This window comes from Pigmentiphaga sp. MLSB6-MA01, assembly GCF_058793475.1.
This window is the reverse complement of sequence record NZ_JBXAFV010000001.1, coordinates 182,933-199,764: the sequence shown is the minus strand read 5'-3', so window position 1 is coordinate 199,764 and position 16,832 is coordinate 182,933. Positions and strand designations below refer to the sequence as shown.

The following is a 16,832-nucleotide window of genomic DNA, read 5'->3' as shown; positions in this document are numbered from 1 at the left end:
GCCGCGCTCAAAACGGTTGCAGGCCGAGTGCCGTCCGGAACCGGTTCTTGATGAATGGCCCGTCGCGGGGCGGCAGGGCGCGTGGCGGTTCGTTCGCCTCGACGAACACTTGAAGGAAAGCCGTGCCGTCGCGGGCCAGGATGCCGCGGGCGCTCTCGTGCACCTGCTCCAGGCTGTCCACTGAACGAGCCTTGCCTATGCCGAAGCCCCTGGCGATTTCCACCAGGTTGGCGCCCAGGCTGGAATGGCTGCGCTGCATGCCGGTCTCGCCGAAGTGGCCGTTGTCCAGGACGACGATCGTGAGATTGTCGGGTTGCTTGACCGCGATCGCGCCCAGCGCGCCGATGCCCATGAGTTGCTCGCCATCGCCGGTGATCACGACGACGGACCGGCCGGGCTGTGCCAATGCCAGCCCGAGTCCCAACGCCGCGGCGCCACCCATGGCGCCCCACAGGTAGTAGTTCTTGTCGCGGTCGCCGGCCGCGAAGACGTCATAGGACGCCGACCCTAGGCCGGTCACCACCAGCGCATCCGGCGTCAAGGCCAGCAGTTCCGAAACGAATGCGCGGCGATCCACGCGTTTGTCGGTTTCGAGGCGGTCCGTCATTTGCGCTCCCATTTCTTGCGGCCGATCAGTTCCTGTCCCAGCAGCACGGCAACCCTCTCGCCCGCCAGGAAGGCCGCGTCAAACCCCGCGCTGACGATCTCTTCAACTTCCTCGGCCTTCGATACGCGCAGTACATGGATGCCCATCATCTCGAGCGCGGCCGGCGTGGCCCTGCCCATGGGGCCTTGCCAGGGATTGAACTCGGCATATTCGCCCCGCATGGTCACCAGGGTGAAGAAAGGGAGGTCGGCCGCCAGCAGGAGAGAAAACATATTCACACAATTGCCCACGCCGCTGCTCTGCATCAGCAGCACCGCGCGCTGCCCGCCGAGCCACGCGCCGCCGCACAAGGCGACGCCCTCTTCTTCGGTGGTGAGCACCACATCCTCGATGTCCGGATCGGCGATCGCGCTCCGGATGACGTGCGAGTGTCCGGCGTCGGGAACGTAGGCGATCTGCCTGACGCCTCCTTCTTTCAACACCTTGAAGATGGTTTCCTGCCACGCAGGCGCCACAGCGGTGATATTGCTCATCGGGCGAGTGATCGAGTTGAATGGTCGAGAAATCATATGATTTGATCCATTCGATCAAGAAATAGAATTTCTTGATGTGACGATCACATGCCGCAATCGAGAGCGCCTGTGCCGGCAGTCAATCGCCCAGCCATCTCCCCTCCAGCCAGACGCCGGACTCGATGACATGGCGGGTGGTCTGGATCAGCAGCTCGACGGTTCGCCGCACGTGCCGGGCCGTCGCCCGGTTGGCGGGCAATCCCAGGACGATGGTGCGCGAAATGGCGGGGTCCGCCAGCGGCGCCCCGGACAGGCGGTGCGCCCGCAAATCGTCGGCCACGGCAATGGGAGGAAGAATGGTCAGCCCGTGTCCGCCAAGCACGAGCGCTCGCTGCACGCTCAGCGCGTTTGTCTCCGCCGAAATGTCGAGCGTGACCTGGGCAACGGCGCAGGCGTGCTCCACCAGCGTGCGGATGCCGTGCGGGGCACTGGGCAGAACGACCCGGCTCTGCGCCAGCCGGGCCAATGCCATGGGTTTGTTCTTGCGCAGCCTGGCCTCGGCGGGGCCGATCACCCATAGCGGCTCCTCGACCAGCCGCATGGTGTGGATGTCGGTGGAACGCTCCGCGCCGTAAAGCAGCGCGGCATCGACTTCCCCGGTCTCCAGCCACTGCAGCAGCGTGCCCGCATACCCGACCGCAAGGCGGATCTGGATGCCGGGATGGCGGGAAGCCAGCGCCGTCACCAATGGACCGGAGAGCATGTCGACGGTGCTGGGCAGCAGGCCCAAGGTCACCAGGCCGTTTACGCCTGCCACGGCCGTGCTGCCGATTTCCGCCCGGGCCCGGTCCAGCTCCAGCATCGCCCGCCGCGCGTAGCCGACCAGGGTGTGCCCGGTTTCCGTCAGGACCATGCCATAGCGCTCCCGCTCGAACAGGGGGGCGCCGAGCTCTTCCTCCAGGAGGCGGATGTGACGGGAAATGGCGGGCTGGACCAGATGCAGGATGTCGGCGGCGCGCGTCATGTTGCCGGTTTCCGCGACAGTGAGGAAGGCGCGTAATTGCTTGAGATCCATGGAGTCGATCGGCGGCTCTAGGCGGTCCCGAACAGGGCGTCCAGCCTTTTCCGCCAGGCCAGCTTGTCCGCCTCGGGCGCGAAGCTCGCGTCGAGGCTGTTGCGGGCCAGCCGGTACGCTTCGCGCGTGCCCAGTTCGGGCAGGGCCTCGAAGCAGGCCAGGTAGTTCCGGTTCACGTAGCCGCCGAAATAGGCCGGATCATCCGAGTTCACCGTCACGCACAGCCCGGCGTCCAGCAACCGCGCGAGGGAGTGCTGTTCCATGCGGGGGTAGACCTTCAGCATGACGTTGGACAGCGGGCAGACGGTCAGCGGAATCCGGTGTTCGGCCAGGTGGGCGACCAGCCGCGGATCGTCCAGGCAGCGTACGCCGTGATCGATGCGCTCGGCCTTCAGGTCGCGCAATGCGCTCCAGATATAGGATGCCGGGCCTTCTTCGCCGGCATGGGCGACGGCATGCCATCCCAGTTCGCGGCAGCGCTGGAATACCTCGGTGAATTTCCCGGGCGGGTTACCGACTTCCCCGCTGTCCAGGCCCACGCCCAGGATATGGTCCCGGTACGGCAGCGCCGCCGCCAGCGTCTCGAAGGCCGACTCCTGGCGCAGGTGGCGCAGGAAGCACATGATCAGTTCGCTGCTCACGCCCAGCGTGTCGCGGGCATCGCGGCGCGCGCGGTCCAGGCCCGCGATGACCGTGCCGAACTCCACGCCTCGCACCGTGTGCGTCTGCGGATCGAAGAAAATCTCCGCATGCACGACGTTGTCCGCAGCGGCGCGCCGGAAATAGGCCATGGCCATGTCGTAGAAGTCTTCTTCGCGCTGAAGTACGGCGGCGCCCGCGTAGTACAGATCCAGGAAGCTTTGCAGATCCTGGAACGCATAGGCCCGGCGCAGGCTGTCGATGTCGGGGTAGGGCAGGTCGAGGCCGTTGCGCCGCGCCAGCGCGAAGATCAGCTCGGGTTCCAGGGTCCCTTCGATGTGCAGGTGCAGTTCAGCCTTGGGCATGGCCTGCAGCAGCGCCGCGAGGCGGGACGGGGGCACGGTACTGGACGCAGTCATGGCGGTCGCCTTTCAGGTCTCGTCGCTTTCGTTGTACTTGCGGGAGCTGCCGTAGAAAGCCTTGGGCGGATACTTGATCGCATTCTTGATCATCTTGCGCTCCACCGCCTGGCCGATGTCGATATCCAGTTTGTCGGCCAGCGCGATCAGGTAGAGCTGGACATCCGCGATCTCGTCGGCGGCCTCGGACAACTTGATGGGATTGAGTTCCTTGGACTCTTCTTCGGTCATCCACTGGAAAATGGAGACGAGCTCGCCCGCTTCGCCGCTCAGCGCCATGGCGAGATTCTTGGGGGAGTGGAACTGGTCCCAGTTGCGTTCTTCGGTGAAGCGCCGGACGGCGCGCGTGATCTTGTCGAAGTCGGACACGTTCATACCTCGGGGGCGGGACGCTTATATTCTAGCCCCGGCCGCCAGGTGCAAAAATCGCAAAATCCGCAATACGTCCGCCCGTACAGTCTGTACCCGGAGGTACTCATGAAATCGCAAACACGCAGCCACTACGAGCGCCGCCTGGAACCGGTCCTGGCCTGGCTGGCCGCGCATCCGGACCAGGATGCCGACCTGCATCACCTGGCCGGGCTGGCCTGCCTGTCGCCGTATCACTTCCACCGGGTCTATCGCGCCATGCTGGGCGAGACCGTGGCGGCCACGGCGCAGCGGGTCCGGCTGATGCGGGCCTCGGCGGAATTGCGCCGGGGCGGCCGCACGCTGGACCAGGTCGCGCGGCGGGCGGGCTATGGCTCGACCGCCGCGTTCAGCCGGGCTTTCGGCGCGGCCTTCGGCATGCCGCCCGGGCGATATCGCGAGGACCGTTCTCCCGACGTCATCTACCGCAGCAAGGAGCTCACGATGTATCCCGTGCAGATCGAATCGTTTCCTGGTCTTTCCCTGGCGGCCCTGCCCCACGCCGGCGACTATCTCCAGATAGGCGCCACCTTCGACCGCCTGTCCATGCTGGCGGGCGGCCGCCAACTGCTGCGGAGCGAGGCGCGCAGCTTCGGCGTGTACTACGACGATCCCGAGCAGGTGGCCACGCCGGACCTGCGCAGCGAAGCCGGGCTGGCGGTGCCGCCCGGCATCGCGCTGGACGTGCCCCTGCACCGCCTGGACCTGCCCGCCGGCCGCTGCGCGGTACTCGAACACACGGGGCCGTACAGCGAGCTGGAGTCGGCCTATGCCTGGCTGTTCGGCGGCTGGCTGCCGGCCAGCGGCGAACAGCCCGCCGATTTCCCCGTGTTCGAGGAATACGTGAACGACCCGAAGACCACCCCGCCATCCGACCTGAAGACCCGCATCTACCTGCTGCTGGCCGACAAAGCCTGATCCGCGGTCCAGGGCATGGCGGATCCGGCTCCGCCCGTGCCGTCCGCCTGGGGCGGGCGCGCGCAAGCGCGCAGGGGGTCAGCCACCCGACAGGTCTATCCGCGAGGCGATGTCGCCGTAGACCGACAGCTCGCGGGACAGCTTGGCGCGGAACTCCTCGGCCGTCAGCGGCTTGGCCGCGAGGTTGCCCTGCGCTTCCATCGCCCGTTGCACGGCGGGGTCGCGCAGGATGTCGGCGACGTCGGCGTTGATCTTTGCCACCACGGCGGGAGGGGTGCCCGCGGGGGCCAGCAGGCCGTGCCAGGTGCTGATCAGGTAGTCGGGCACGCCGGCCTCGGCGAAGGTGGGAACGTCCTTCAGCTGCGCCAGCCGCTCGTTGGAGGCCACGGCCAGCGCCCGCAGCTTGCCCTGGTTGATGTAGCCCATGGCCGAGCCCGGGGTGGGGAAGGACATGTCCACCACGCCGCCCATCAGGTCGGTCATGCCCTGCGCGGCGCCCTTGTAGGGGACGTGCAGGATGTCTGTGCCGGTGCGGATCTTGAACAGCTCTCCCGCCAGATGCGGCACGCCGCCTATGCCCTGGGAGCTGTAGCTGAACTGTTTTTTCTTCTCGCGCAGCGCGGCCAGCAACTGGCCCAGGTCGCGGTAGGGCGACCCCGCGTTCACGACGAGCACGTTGGGCACTTCGACGGTCAAGGCGACCGGCGTGAACGATTTCTCCACGTCGTAGCGCAGGTTCTTGTTCACGAACTTGTTCAGGTTGTGGCTGCTGGCGGCCACCAGCAGCGTGTAGCCGTCCGGCCTGGCGTTCGCCACCGCGGTGGCGGCGATCGTGGCGTTGGCGCCGGGCTTGTTGTCGACGATGACCGACTGTTTCCAGCGTTTGGCGAGTTCACTGGCGATCAGGCGGGCGGACTGGTCGATCGCGCCGCCGGGGGTGTAGCCGACCACGAAGGTGACGGGCTGGGAAGGGTAGTCGGCCGCCAGGGCCGGGGGGCACAGTGCAAGCGCAGCGGCCAGGGTGGCGGCGAGCCGTCCGAGTGCGAGGACGCGCATGAGGGTCTCCGGATGTTCTTGTGAGGACATGGCGCGCCTGCGAGGCACGCCATGCATACTAGACACCGCGGGAAGACCGATCACAAGCCGGATTTTCCGAGTTTCCGCCCAGCGAAAACCTACCAGGGCACGGGCGGCGCGACCAGCCGCCGGTCTTCGTAGCCCTTGACCGGGCCGAAGCGCGGACTGCGCGCTTCCCAGTCGCGCTGGGCCTGGGCGATGGCGGACTTGCTGCCGACGAAGTTCCACCAGATGGTGATGTCGTCGGTGGGCGGTTCACCGCCGATCAGCAGCAGGCGGCTACCGGCCTCGGCCGACAGGTCCAGCCCTTCCCAGCCCGTGGGGACGTAGGCGAGCTCGTTCGGACCGAAGCGTTCACCCTCGACGTTCGCCGCGCCTTCCAGCACGAGCAGGCCATGTTCGAAGGCGGGTTCCAGCGCCAGGCGCAGCGTCGCCGCCACCGGGCTTTGCAGGTCCATGCCCACCAGCGGCGTATGGACGCGGGTCGGCGCCGTGCGCCCGGCGTGGGAACCGGCCAGCAAGGTGAAATCCAGGCCGGCTTCCGACCAGCGGGGCAGGTCGGGATAGTGATCGAACGCCGGGGGCATTTCCTGCTTGCCGGGGGGCAGCGCGATCCAGAGCTGGGCGGCGTGCAGCACGCGCTGGTCGGGCAGGGATTCCTCGGTGTGGCTGATGCCGATGCCGGCCGTCATCAGGTTGACCTGCCCCGGGCGCAGAATCTGCTCGTTGCCCAGGCTGTCGCGGTGCAGGGCTTCGCCCTCGATCAGCCAGGTGAAAGTCTGCAGGCCGATGTGGGGATGCGCCTCGACCAGCATCCCTTCGCCCGGCTCGAACCGGGCGGGGCCGGCATGGTCCAGGAAACACCAGGCTCCGATGCGCCGGCGCTGCCGCACCGGCAACACCCGATCCACACTGATGCCGCCTCCGATCTGCGCCGTGCGCGACTCGATGCGTTCGATACCGGAATGTCCAGCTGTCATGTCAGTACTCCCTGTGCAGTTTGTTCCCAGGACACGGCGGATCCGGCCCTGCCGGTCCGCCGGTGCCGCCCCCGGGGGGGCGCGCGCAGCGCGTAGGAGGGGACAGTTATCATATAGTTCCCCTGGAGGTACAGTCGCGGAACCGGCAGCGGCACGCCGGCCATCCAGGATTTTCGGAGACGTATTCAATGCGGTGGTTCAAGCGCATCGCGATCGGTGCGGCGGCCCTGCTCGCCGTGGCGGCCATCGGATTGGCGGCCCTGGTGTTGCTGGTCGATCCCAATCACTACAAGGGTCCCGTCGCCGACGCGGTCAAGAAGCGCTACGACCGTACCTTGCGCATGGATGGCAACGTCCGGTTCAGCGTCTTCCCCAACCTGGGCGTGGAGATCGAGAAGCTGTCGCTGTCCGAGCCGCGCTCCACCCAGATCTTCGCGGCGGTGGACACCGCGCGGGTATCGGTGGCGGTGCTGCCGCTGTTGTCCGGCCGTATCGTGGTCGATCGCGTCAGGGTGGTCGGGCTCAAGGCCAACGTGGTGCGCTACCAGAACGGCAAGTTGAATTTCGAGGATCTGCTGGGACCCGCGCCCAAGGCGCCGGGCCAGCCTGGCCAGCCGGGCGGCGGGGAGCTGGATGCCGGGGGCCGGCCCTTGTCGTTCGACGTGGCCGGCATCGAGTTCAGCGGCGGCGAACTGGCGCTGCGCGACTACATGAAAGGCACCTCGATGCGGGTGGAGCGGTTGTCCGCCACCACGGGGCGGGTGGCGCCCCGCGTGCCGTTCGACATGGATCTGTCGGCCCGGGTGCTGGGGCAGAGCCCGCGCGTGGATGCCACGGTCCAGGTCCAGGGGCGGTTGACGGTGGATCCCGAGCGGCAGTTTTTCTCGGCCAAGGGCTTCGACCTGAAGGCCACCGGCGTGCTGCCCTCGATACGGGCCACCGCGTTGACGGCGCAGGGCGACATCGCCTACGACGGCCTGCGCCAGGCCATCGACGCCTCGGGGGTCTCCATCGCCTTCCAGGGCGACGTGGCTGGCAGCCGGCCCTTGAGCGGCGTGGATCTGCGCCTGGAAGCCCCGCGCCTGAACGCCGGGGTGGCCGAGGGCCGGGTCCAGGTCGAGAAACTGTCGTTGTCCGCGCAGGGCAAGCTGGGAGCCGATCCTTTCGAACTGTCGCTATCCGCGCCGGCGCTGCATGTCTCGCCGACATCCGCCCAGGGCGAGGCGCTGACCGCCCGGGTGAGCGTGGACGGCAAGCGGGACCTGGACCTGCGCCTCGCCTTGTCGGGCCTGTCCGGCACCGCGGACAAGCTCTCCATCGAACGCCTGGCGCTCGACGGAGAACTTAAAGAAGGCGATCGCGTGGTCCGGTTCTCCAGCGCATCGCCGGTCCTGGCCAGCCTGCCCCGCAGGAAAGTGTCGCTGCCTCAGTTGGCGGGCCAGCTCGATATCCAGGACCCCGCGCTTCCCGCCAGGCAAATGGCGATTCCCATCAAGGGCAACCTGCGCGCCAATTTCGAGAAGGAACACGCGGTGGCCAGGCTCGATGCCACCATCGAGGGCGGTGCGTTCAATGCCACGGCCGACATCTCGCAGTTCGACGAGCCGCGCATCGTCTTCTCGATCGCCGCCGATGCGCTGGACCTGGACAAGCTGCTGCCCGCGGCCCGGCCGGGAGGGCCCGCGGGGGCCGGCGGTGCCCGTGTCCCGGCGGATCCGCCGGTGAAGCTGTCCGCGCTGGAGGACATCACGGCCAGCGGGACCATCAAGATCGGCAGCCTGGTCGCCCGGGGACTCAAGGCCGGCAACGTGTCCGCCTCGGTGCGCGTGGCCAGGGGGCGGGCCGACGTGAGCGGCCTGAAGGCCTCGCTGTACGGCGGTTCGCTGTCCGGCAGCGTCTTCGCGGACGCGGCCACGAATCGCATCGGCCTCGCGCCCACGCTCACCAACGTGTCGCTGCAGCCGCTGCTGTCGGACCTGGGGCACAAGGACGGGCTGATCGGCCGGGCGACCGTCGCGCTCAACCTGACCGCGACCGGCAAGACCGTGGGGCAGATGAAGCGCGGGCTGAACGGCACGGCCAGCCTTGCGGTGCGCGACGGCGCGGTCAAGGGGGTGAATATCGCCCAGTCCCTGCGCGAGTTCCACTCGCTGCTGTCGGCGCGCAAGGACGATGCCAGGCAGCACCAGGACACGCTGCAGACCGATTTCTCCGAGCTCCAGGCCCAACTGGTGTTCGCCAGTGGTATCGGGACCCTGCGCAGCCTGGCCATCAAGGCGCCGTTGCTGCGCGTGTCGGAAGGCGAGCCGGCCCGCATCGACATCCCCGGTGAACGCTTCGACCTGGTGGCGCTGGTCACCGTGGTGAACACTTCCACCGGGCAGGACGGCAAGGACCTCGCGGACCTGCGCAATGTCACCGTGCCGGTCCACGTGGCCGGCCCCTTCGCCGCGCCGTCCTATACGATCCAGTGGAGCAAGGTCGCCACCGACGTGCTCAAGAACACCGTCAGGAACAAACTCAAGGAAGAGCTGGGCATCGAGCCGTCCGAACCGGGCGACAAGCTGCGCGGCAAGGTCAAGGACCGGCTCAAGGGATTGTTCCGGTAGTCGAATCAGCAGCGCGGAAAGCCGATGTCCATTTCCATCTCCGGCCTCTACATCTATCCCATCAAGTCCTGCGGCGGCATCGCCCTGGACCGTTCGCCCATCGGTATGGCGGGCCTGCACAACGACCGCCGGTGGATGGTGGTCGACGCCGGGGGCATCTTCCTTTCCCAGCGCAGCCATCCGGCCATGGCCCGGATCCGCACCGAGCTGCGCGACGGCTACCTGATCGTGACCGCGCCGGGGCAACCGCGCCTGGACATCCCGGTGGACGTGATCGAGGACGACGACAGCGTGCGTACACGGGTCACGGTCTGGCGCGACGAGGTCGACGCGGTGGACGAGGGCGATCTGGCCGCCCAGTGGTTCGGCGCGCTGCTGGGCACGCCGTGCCGGCTGGTCAAGGTCCATCCGCAGTCGCGGCGGTTGGCCAGCACGATGCGCATCGAGAACTGGCTGGCCCGCCATCCGGTGGCCGAGAATTTTCCGCCGCATCACATCTTCGCGTTCGCCGATGGCTACCCCATCCTGGTGGCCAACGAGGCCTCTCTGGCCGAACTGAACCAGAAGCTGGCTGCCGTGGGGCAATCCGGGGTCGGCATGGACCGCTTCCGTCCCAACGTGGTGCTGAGCGAGTTCGGAGCCTTCGACGAGGACTACACCGTGCTGGTCTCGGTGGGGGGGGTCCGGCTGGCGCTGGTCAAGCCCTGCGTGCGCTGCGAGATCCCCAATACCGACCAGTCGACCGGCGCGCGGGCGAGCGAGCCCATGGCCACGCTCGCCACCTTCCGCGGCCAGCCCGGGGGCGGCGTGACATTCGGCGTGAATGCCATCGTCGACGCGCCGCCCGGCGCGGTACTGAGCGTCGGGGACCGGGCCGAGGTGGTCCTGGATTTCTGACGGGGTCAATGCCCGGGCGGGGTTCCCAGTTCTTGGCGGGTGGCTCGCGCCAACATCACTTCGATGACCGCCGGCCGTCCCGCGCGCACGCAGGCCAGGCCCCGCGCCAATGCCGCGCGCAGCTCGCGCCGGTCGTCGACGCGGATGGCGAGGGCGTCGCCGGCCGCTGCCGCCAGATCGGCCAGGCGCGAACCGGCGCTGGCAGCGACCCAATAGGTGTCGTCGGCGTGGGCCGCGCCCGCGGGATGGACGAGTTCGGTCGAGACCTTGGGCGAACGCCAGCCGCTATTGTTGTAGATGACGGTGAGCATGGGAGCGCCGTACGTCCGGGCGACCCAGTAGGCGCTGGCGGGCACGCCGAAGACATAGCAGCCGTCGCCCACCAGGGCGATGACTTCGGCGTCCGGGGCCGCCAGCTTCGCGCCCACGGCGGCGTTGATGCACCATCCCAGGCCGCTTCCGCCACTGGCGTAGAAGCTGCCGGGCCGGTTCATGCGCATCGTCGAGACGATAGCGTACGCGTTGGAGGGTTCCTCGCACAGGACGATGCTGCGTTCGTGCAGCAATTCCTTCACGGCCAGTGTCACTTCCTGCGGCGTCAGCGGACCGTTGGCGGGCGCCGGGCCGGGGCCCGCCGGCGCTCGTGACCGGATCCATGCCAGACGTTCCTGCTTCAACCCGGCATCGACGGGCAGTCCGGTTCGCAGAAGCTGATCGAGCGCGATGCCGCTGTCGGCCTGGTGGCGTTCGTGCGCCTCGAAGTGCCAGGCACCCAGGGTGGGCTTGACCGGGTCCGCGTCGATGTGAAAGACACGGGCATCCGGCGCCGGTCCGGTGTTGCGGGGTAGCCAGGGCACGTCGACGTCGAGCAGGACGATGGCGTCGGCTTCGTCGATGAGCCAGTCGCGGCGGTAGCCCAGATGGCAGGGGTGGTCGCCGGGGAAGTTCACGTATTGCGGGCCGACCTCGACCACGCCCAGGCCGTATTTTTCGCACACGGCGGTCAGCTTGCCGACCGTGGCCGGATCGCGTCCGGCGTAGGTGGTGACAAGCAGGGCACGGCGGGCGCCGGCCAGCAGCGCATGCAGCTTCTCGACGGCTTCCGGCGCGAGGGCGGTTTTCGCCACGGGGCCGCGCAGCGCGGGATCCGGCGTGCCGGCGGGGGCCGCCGCATCCCACACTTCGCGCGCGCCTGTCAGATAGACGGGGCCCTGTGGCTCCGATGCCGCGAGCTGGTGCGCGCGCAGCAAGGTCGCCTCGGTGGTGGCCGGGTCCCGGAGTTCGTAGAGCCATTTCATGAACGGCGCCACGAGATCGTGCTGGCGCGGAGTGTCCTGGATGTAGTGAATGTATTCGGTGCGGGAGCCCGTCCGCGCCGCGTCCTCGGACACGGGCGACAGGCCCGCCACCACGATGACCGGCACGCGCCCGCGGCAGGCGTTGTGCACGCTTCCCCCCAGATTCTGGGTGCCGACGTCCACATGCACCAGCACGAGCTGGGCGCGGCGCGTCAGCATGGCGTGGCCGTGGGCCGCGCTCAGCGCGGTCATCTCGTGCGGGCAGACGATGACCCGAGGAGCCGGCTCGCCCGATTCGCGCAGGCGCGCCAGCGCTTCGATGAAGGCAGGATGGTCGCTGCCCAGGTTGGCGAAGATGTGTTCGATGCCGAGACGGGCGGCTAGGCGGATGAGGCGTTCTGCGGCCGAGGGATGGGCCGCGCTTTCTTTCAAGGCCATCGGAGTTTCCGGAAGTGGAGGTCGGCCGCCACCTTAGCCGCGCGCCGGGGGCGCCCGCCATCTCCGAACGCTAATGCGCGGCATGCGCGAACGCTATGCCCGGCCGCCGCGTGTCCGCCGGCGAATCATGCATATCGTGCATGCCGGGCATAAGCGGCGCATTCTCGACGCGGGTACGGGCCCTTCGTATGGTGGCGACAGGACGCCGGCCTCGCGAGTCGCGAGCGGCGATGTTCATCGATCAGCCATTCATTCATCATGACATCAGAAACTCAGGTAGTGATCGTCGGGGCCGGCCCGGTGGGCCTGGTAACCGCGCTGGCGCTGGCGCGGTCGGGAATCGACGTGGTGGTGCTGGAGGCGCTGCGCGAACTTCCCCGCGAGCAGCGCGGCGCGGCCTTCCATCCCCCCACGCTGGAAATGCTGGAACCCTTCGGGATCACGGACGGCCTGCTGCCGCTGGGCCTGCGCATTCCGGTCTGGCAGATACGGGACAAGGAAGAGGGCGTCGTCGCCGAATTCGACCTAGGCATGCTGGCCGGGGAGACCCGCTACCCTTACCGGTTCCACCTGCCCCAGCATCACCTGGCCGCCGATGTGCTGGCCAGGCTCGAACGGGAGCCGCGCGCGACAGTGGTGTTCGGCGCGAGTGTCGAGGAAGTGACACAGGAAGGCGAACGCGTCGAGGTCCGGTACGGCGACGCCGGCGGACGGCGCGAGACGATCGTCGCCCGCTGGGTGGTGGGATGCGACGGTGCCCGCAGCGCGGTAAGAAAGAGCAGCGGCATCGACTACGAGGGATTCACGTGGCCGGAACGCTTCCTGGTCACCAACGTCGACGAAGACCTGGCCGGCGAAGGTTTTGCGGAGACGTCGTACGTGGCCGACCCGGACAAGTGGGCCGTCATCTTGCGGCTGGCCGATCCCCGGGTCGGGAGCCTGTGGCGCATCGCCATGCCGTCCGATCCTGAACTGCCCGAAGAGGCCGTGCTGGCCGAAGACTACGCCCAGGACATGCTGCGCGACGTATTGGGCCGGGAGCGGAACTGCAAACTGGTCTACCAGAGCACCTACCGGGTCCATCAGCGCGTGGCGTCCAGCTTCCGCAACGGCCGCGTGCTGCTGGCGGGCGACGCGGCCCACATCAACAATCCCATAGGCGGATTCGGACTCAATGGCGGCGTCCACGACGCGATCAACCTGTCGGAGAAACTGGCCGCGGTCTGCGGGGGAGCGGACTGCGCGCTGCTCGATCTCTACGATCGCCAGCGGCGGCACGTGGCGGTCGAGAACGTGCAGCGCCAGAGCATACGCAACAAGCGGCTCATGCAGGAGCGCGATCCCGGCGTGCGCAGGCAGAACATCGACGAGTTGCGCGCGGTGGTGCGCGATCCGGCGCTGGCGAAGTCCTATCTGCGCGACAGTTCCATGATCAACTCGGTGGCGCAGGCCGCCGCGATCCGCTGACCCATTGCCAATGGAGACGACGATGGCCACTCCCGTCATTTCCGCCTTCCTGGATGGAAGGCATGTTTCACGTCCGGAACTGCGCCGCTTCGAGAAGCGCGACCCCGCTACCGATACCCTGATCGCCGAGGTCGAGGAGTCCGATGCCGCGCTGGTGGACGAAGCGGTGCAGGCCGCCTTGCGCGCCGCGCGCGGTGTCGCGGCGGCCGCGTCGGCCGATCAGCGGGCGGACTGGCTGTTGAAGATCGCCGGCGCCATCCGGCGGCGGTTCGACGCCTTCGTCGATGCCGAAGTGCGCGACACCGGCAAGCCCCTGTCCATGGTCCGCAGCGTCGAGATCCCGCGCGCCATCGCCACCTTCGAGACTTTCGCGGAACTGCTCAGGACGCATCGCGACGACGTGGTGGTCACGGCCCTGCCGGAGGGCAGGCGCGCCGTCAACATGACCACGCGCCTGCCGCACGGTGTGGTGGCCATCATCTGCCCCTGGAATTTCCCGCTGGTGCTGGCCGTCTGGAAAATCGCCCCGGCGCTGGCCTGCGGCAACGCCGTGGTGGTCAAGCCGTCCGAGGAAACGCCTTCCTCGGTGGCGCTGCTGGCGCGGGTCATCGAAGAGATCGAGCTGCCCCAGGGCCTCTTCAACGTCGTCTACGGCTTCGGCCAGGATTCGGCGGGCGCCCTGCTGGCCGCGCACCCCGGCGTGAACGCGCTGACGTTCACGGGCGAGACCCGGACGGGCGAGGCGATCATGGCGGCCGCGGCGCGGGGCGTGCGGCCGGTGTCGCTGGAACTGGGCGGCAAGAACGCCGCCGTCGTCTTCGGGTCCGCCGAGCTCGACGCCGCGATCGAGGGATCGGCCCGGTCCGCCTTCCTGAACTCGGGACAGGTGTGCTTCGGGACCGAGCGCATCTACGTGCATCGGCCGTTGTTCGAGCGCTTCGTCGATGGCTTGTCGGCGCGGGCCGCCGCGCTGCGGATGGGCGATCCGCTGGATCCCGGCACGACCATGGGACCGCTGATCAGCCGGCGCCACCGCGACAAGGTGTTGCGGGCCTGCGCCGTGGCGCGCGACGAAGGCGCCACCGTACACACCGGCGGCCAGGCCCCGGCCATGTCGGGGCGCCTGGCCGAGGGCGCGTGGATGGAACCGACGATCTGGACCGGGCTGGACGAATCGTCCACCATCGTCCGGCACGAGGTGTTCGGCCCCTGCTGCCACATCGCCCCCTTCGACGACGAGGAAGAGGCCGTGCACCTGGCCAACGACAGCGAATACGGCCTGGCCGCGGCCCTGTGGTCGCGCGACCACGCCCAGGCGCTGCGCGTGTCCGCCCGGCTGCGCGCGGGCGTGGTCTGGGTCAACGCCTGGGGGATCCGCGACCTGCGCACGCCCTTCGGCGGCCTGGGCCGATCGGGCATAGGCCGAGAGGGCGGGCTGGCCTCGCTGGACTTCTACAGCCAGCAGCGCAATGTCTGCTCGCTGGTGTGAGGGGACCAATCAGCGGTCGTTGAACGCTTCCCGGACCTGGTTGCGGAACCACTGGTTGGCCAGGTCCTTGTGGAAGCGTTCATGCCAGAACAGCTTGACGTCGAAGCCCGGGATCTTGACCGGCAGTTCCAGCACTTGGGCCCCGATGATGCGGGCGGCGGTGGTGCCCGCGCGGCGCGGCATGGTCACCAGCATGTCCGATTGCGGCAGGAATGTCAGCACGGTGAAGAAATTGGGCAGGCACAGGACGATGCGGGCGGGGTCGAGCATGTCGCGCAGGAATTTCTCCAGGCCGTCGTAGCCCGGTGGCAGGGGCGAGATGAGCGCGTGCGAGGCCGACAGGTATTGCTGGACGGTCAGGGCTCTCCGGATCTCGGGATGGTCGCCGCGCGCCAGGCAGACGTAGTCGGAGTGGTAGATGCCGGTCTGGTAGAAGCCGGTTCCGAATTCCGACAGGTTGCCGAAGGCGAGGTCGACTTCGCCGCTTTCCAGCGCCTCGTCCATGCCTTTGGGCCGCATGGGCAGGGCGCGTACCCGCAGGTTGGGGCTGTGCGGCCGGAAACGGGCCATCAGGCTGGGGACCAGGATGGCGGCGGCGAAGTCGGTGGCGAAGAAGCTGAAGGTGCGCGACGAGGTACAGGGGTCGAAGGCCTGGGGCGGCTCGAAGCGCTGGCTGACGATGCCCAGCACCTCGCCCACGCTGGATGCGAGCGACAGCGCGCGCGGCGTGGGCATCATGCCTTCGGACGTACGGACGAACAACTGATCGCCGAAGTAGTCGCGCAGGCGGCTGAGCGACTGGCTCATCACCGGCTGGCTCAGGCCCAGGCTCTCGCCGGCCACGGTCACGCTCTTCTCGCGCAGGATGGCGTCGAACACGGCTAGCAATCGGAGATCGAGGGAGCGCACGCTTGGTCCTCCGGTGGCTCCCGCCGCGGGCGGGTGCCAGGATAGGTCAATGGCCGTTCATTCTGTCCAGCCGGCTAGGGAGCGTCAAGGCGCGGCTAGTCGACCGAGGCGCCGGTCTCTTTCGCGATCCGGGCCCACCGCGCCGTATCGGCCGAGATGTAGTGCCTGAATTCTTCCGGCGAACTCGGCGCGACGTCGACGTTCAGGGCCTGGAAACGGCGCTTGACCTCGGGCTGCGCGAGGACCTTGACGATGCCGGCGTTGAGCCGGGCCACGATGGCCGGGGGCGTGCCGGCGGGCGCCACGACGCCCAGCCAGGACTTGCTGTCGTAGTCCGGCACGCCGGCCTGGGCGATGGTCGGCAGTTCGGGGCGCGCGGCCGAGGGCTTGGCGTTGGTAAGGCCCAGGGCCTTGAGCCTGCCCGCCTGGATGAACGGATCCGCCGCGGCGAGGTCGGCGAACATCATCTGCACGTTGCCCGTCATGACGTCGTTCAGCCCGGGCACGGTGCCCTTGTACGGGACATGGGTGATGCTGATATGGGCCATCTGCTTGAAGTGTTCCGCACCCAGATGGTTCGAGGTACCCGCGCCGGCGGAGGCGTAATTGAGCTGCCCGGGATGTTTCTGCGCGTAGCGGATGAGCTCGGCCACGTTGCCGACGGGCAGGGACGGGGACACGACCAGGACCTGCGGCACCTCGGCCACCAGCGAGATCGGCGTGAAGTCCCGCTCGGGGTCGTACTTCACCCGTCCCTTGGGATAGACGCTGGGCGCGATCGTCAGGGACGAGGCCGCCATCATCAGCGTGTAGCCGTCCGCGTCGGCGCGCTGCACGTACTCGGAGGCGAGCAGCGTGCCGGCGCCCGGGCGGTTCTCCACGATCACGGGCTGGCCCAGGGCGTCCTTGAGCCGCTCCGCCAGCACGCGGCTCATGATGTCGGCGATGCCACCGCTGGTGAAGGGGACCACCAGATGCAGCGGCCGGGTGGGATAGGAGGATGCCTCGGCCGCCGAGACGAGTGCCGGGGCGAAGAGAAGCAGGCGGGCGAAGGCCCGCGGCAAGCGCGCATGCATGGTGTGTCTCCGTT

General features: G+C 68.3%; 15 protein-coding genes. 5 read left to right on the top strand and 10 right to left on the bottom strand.

Annotated features, from left to right (window positions below; translation table 11 throughout):
- Positions 1 to 7: 7 nt before the first annotated feature.
- From AC1Q6E_RS01030 to AC1Q6E_RS01010, 5 genes are all read right to left on the bottom strand, one after another.
- Positions 8 to 607 (bottom strand): thiamine pyrophosphate-dependent enzyme, encoded by a 600-nt coding sequence (locus AC1Q6E_RS01030; protein WP_152794002.1) that lies wholly within the window; start codon positions 605 to 607, stop codon positions 8 to 10.
- The gene (locus tag AC1Q6E_RS01025) at positions 604 to 1,140 is read right to left on the bottom strand and encodes a phosphonopyruvate decarboxylase (RefSeq protein WP_296554611.1); all 537 of its coding nucleotides are present in this window, start codon (positions 1,138 to 1,140) and stop codon (positions 604 to 606) included. Before AC1Q6E_RS01025 ends, AC1Q6E_RS01030 begins: the two co-directional genes overlap by 4 nt.
- Positions 1,141 to 1,258: 118 nt before the next feature.
- Positions 1,259 to 2,194, bottom strand: coding sequence for a LysR family transcriptional regulator (locus tag AC1Q6E_RS01020; RefSeq protein WP_152793998.1), 936 nt, complete (start codon positions 2,192 to 2,194; stop codon positions 1,259 to 1,261).
- A 17-nt stretch (positions 2,195 to 2,211) separates the two neighbouring features.
- Complete coding sequence (locus AC1Q6E_RS01015; RefSeq protein WP_492572048.1) at positions 2,212 to 3,252, bottom strand: adenosine deaminase; 1,041 nt, start codon at positions 3,250 to 3,252, stop codon at positions 2,212 to 2,214.
- Positions 3,253 to 3,264: 12 nt separating this feature from the next.
- Entirely contained in the window at positions 3,265 to 3,627 is a 363-nt protein-coding gene (locus tag AC1Q6E_RS01010; protein ID WP_152793994.1) for a nucleotide pyrophosphohydrolase, read from the bottom strand.
- Positions 3,628 to 3,729: 102 nt separating this feature from the next.
- Here AC1Q6E_RS01010 and AC1Q6E_RS01005 point away from each other — a divergent pair, with 102 nt between their 5' ends.
- Positions 3,730 to 4,578 carry an AraC family transcriptional regulator gene (locus AC1Q6E_RS01005; protein ID WP_492572047.1) on the top strand — a complete coding sequence of 283 codons (849 nt, stop codon included), beginning with the start codon at positions 3,730 to 3,732 and terminating at the stop codon, positions 4,576 to 4,578.
- A gap of 78 nt (positions 4,579 to 4,656) precedes the next feature.
- Here the strand turns inward: AC1Q6E_RS01005 and AC1Q6E_RS01000 are convergent, their stop codons facing one another.
- Positions 4,657 to 5,634, bottom strand: a complete 978-nt coding sequence (locus tag AC1Q6E_RS01000; protein ID WP_296554607.1) for a Bug family tripartite tricarboxylate transporter substrate binding protein — start codon at positions 5,632 to 5,634, stop codon at positions 4,657 to 4,659.
- Positions 5,635 to 5,753: 119 nt separating this feature from the next.
- Positions 5,754 to 6,635: a pirin family protein gene (locus AC1Q6E_RS00995; RefSeq protein ID WP_492572046.1), complete on the bottom strand. Its 882-nt coding sequence runs from the start codon at positions 6,633 to 6,635 to the stop codon at positions 5,754 to 5,756.
- A 188-nt stretch (positions 6,636 to 6,823) separates the two neighbouring features.
- On the opposite strand from AC1Q6E_RS00995, the gene AC1Q6E_RS00990 reads away from it, so the two are divergent.
- Both AC1Q6E_RS00990 and AC1Q6E_RS00985 read left to right on the top strand, forming a co-directional pair.
- On the top strand, positions 6,824 to 9,244 hold the full coding sequence (locus tag AC1Q6E_RS00990; RefSeq protein ID WP_296556226.1) for an AsmA family protein: 2,421 nt from the start codon (positions 6,824 to 6,826) through the stop codon (positions 9,242 to 9,244).
- A gap of 24 nt (positions 9,245 to 9,268) precedes the next feature.
- On the top strand, positions 9,269 to 10,141 hold the full coding sequence (locus tag AC1Q6E_RS00985) for an MOSC domain-containing protein (protein ID WP_492572045.1): 873 nt from the start codon (positions 9,269 to 9,271) through the stop codon (positions 10,139 to 10,141).
- Between the two features lie 5 nt (positions 10,142 to 10,146).
- On the opposite strand, the gene AC1Q6E_RS00980 is transcribed toward AC1Q6E_RS00985, so the two are convergent.
- Positions 10,147 to 11,877 carry a thiamine pyrophosphate-requiring protein gene (locus AC1Q6E_RS00980; RefSeq protein ID WP_492572044.1) on the bottom strand — a complete coding sequence of 577 codons (1,731 nt, stop codon included), beginning with the start codon at positions 11,875 to 11,877 and terminating at the stop codon, positions 10,147 to 10,149.
- Between the two features lie 258 nt (positions 11,878 to 12,135).
- On the opposite strand from AC1Q6E_RS00980, the gene AC1Q6E_RS00975 reads away from it, so the two are divergent.
- Together AC1Q6E_RS00975 and AC1Q6E_RS00970 are read left to right on the top strand one after the other, a co-directional pair.
- Positions 12,136 to 13,344 (top strand): FAD-dependent oxidoreductase, encoded by a 1,209-nt coding sequence (locus tag AC1Q6E_RS00975; RefSeq protein WP_492572043.1) that lies wholly within the window; start codon positions 12,136 to 12,138, stop codon positions 13,342 to 13,344.
- Between the two features lie 22 nt (positions 13,345 to 13,366).
- A complete protein-coding gene (locus AC1Q6E_RS00970; RefSeq protein ID WP_492572042.1) occupies positions 13,367 to 14,833 on the top strand; it encodes a 2-hydroxymuconic semialdehyde dehydrogenase in 1,467 nt (488 codons plus the stop codon).
- Between the two features lie 9 nt (positions 14,834 to 14,842).
- Here the strand turns inward: AC1Q6E_RS00970 and AC1Q6E_RS00965 are convergent, their stop codons facing one another.
- The gene (locus AC1Q6E_RS00965) at positions 14,843 to 15,742 is read right to left on the bottom strand and encodes a LysR family transcriptional regulator (RefSeq protein WP_152793975.1); all 900 of its coding nucleotides are present in this window, start codon (positions 15,740 to 15,742) and stop codon (positions 14,843 to 14,845) included.
- A 95-nt stretch (positions 15,743 to 15,837) separates the two neighbouring features.
- The gene (locus AC1Q6E_RS00960) at positions 15,838 to 16,818 is read right to left on the bottom strand and encodes a tripartite tricarboxylate transporter substrate binding protein (protein WP_152793973.1); all 981 of its coding nucleotides are present in this window, start codon (positions 16,816 to 16,818) and stop codon (positions 15,838 to 15,840) included.
- Between the last annotated feature and the right edge of the window lie 14 nt (positions 16,819 to 16,832).

Bases quoted from the DNA above. Each gene is read 5' to 3' on its own strand.
- AC1Q6E_RS00960 (WP_152793973.1), bottom strand. From the start codon at position 16,818: ATGCATGCGCGCTTGCCGCGGGCCTTCGCCCGCCTGCTTCTCTTCGCC.
- AC1Q6E_RS00970 (WP_492572042.1), top strand. From the start codon at position 13,367: ATGGCCACTCCCGTCATTTCCGCCTTCCTGGATGGAAGGCATGTTTCA.
- AC1Q6E_RS01000 (WP_296554607.1), bottom strand. From the start codon at position 5,634: ATGCGCGTCCTCGCACTCGGACGGCTCGCCGCCACCCTGGCCGCTGCG.
- AC1Q6E_RS00995 (WP_492572046.1), bottom strand. From the start codon at position 6,635: ATGACAGCTGGACATTCCGGTATCGAACGCATCGAGTCGCGCACGGCG.
- AC1Q6E_RS00980 (WP_492572044.1), bottom strand. From the start codon at position 11,877: ATGGCCTTGAAAGAAAGCGCGGCCCATCCCTCGGCCGCAGAACGCCTC.
- AC1Q6E_RS01020 (WP_152793998.1), bottom strand. From the start codon at position 2,194: ATGGATCTCAAGCAATTACGCGCCTTCCTCACTGTCGCGGAAACCGGC.
- AC1Q6E_RS00990 (WP_296556226.1), top strand. From the start codon at position 6,824: ATGCGGTGGTTCAAGCGCATCGCGATCGGTGCGGCGGCCCTGCTCGCC.
- AC1Q6E_RS01030 (WP_152794002.1), bottom strand. From the start codon at position 607: ATGACGGACCGCCTCGAAACCGACAAACGCGTGGATCGCCGCGCATTC.
- AC1Q6E_RS01025 (WP_296554611.1), bottom strand. From the start codon at position 1,140: ATGAGCAATATCACCGCTGTGGCGCCTGCGTGGCAGGAAACCATCTTC.
- AC1Q6E_RS01005 (WP_492572047.1), top strand. From the start codon at position 3,730: ATGAAATCGCAAACACGCAGCCACTACGAGCGCCGCCTGGAACCGGTC.
- AC1Q6E_RS01010 (WP_152793994.1), bottom strand. From the start codon at position 3,627: ATGAACGTGTCCGACTTCGACAAGATCACGCGCGCCGTCCGGCGCTTC.
- AC1Q6E_RS01015 (WP_492572048.1), bottom strand. From the start codon at position 3,252: ATGACTGCGTCCAGTACCGTGCCCCCGTCCCGCCTCGCGGCGCTGCTG.
- AC1Q6E_RS00975 (WP_492572043.1), top strand. From the start codon at position 12,136: ATGACATCAGAAACTCAGGTAGTGATCGTCGGGGCCGGCCCGGTGGGC.
- AC1Q6E_RS00985 (WP_492572045.1), top strand. From the start codon at position 9,269: ATGTCCATTTCCATCTCCGGCCTCTACATCTATCCCATCAAGTCCTGC.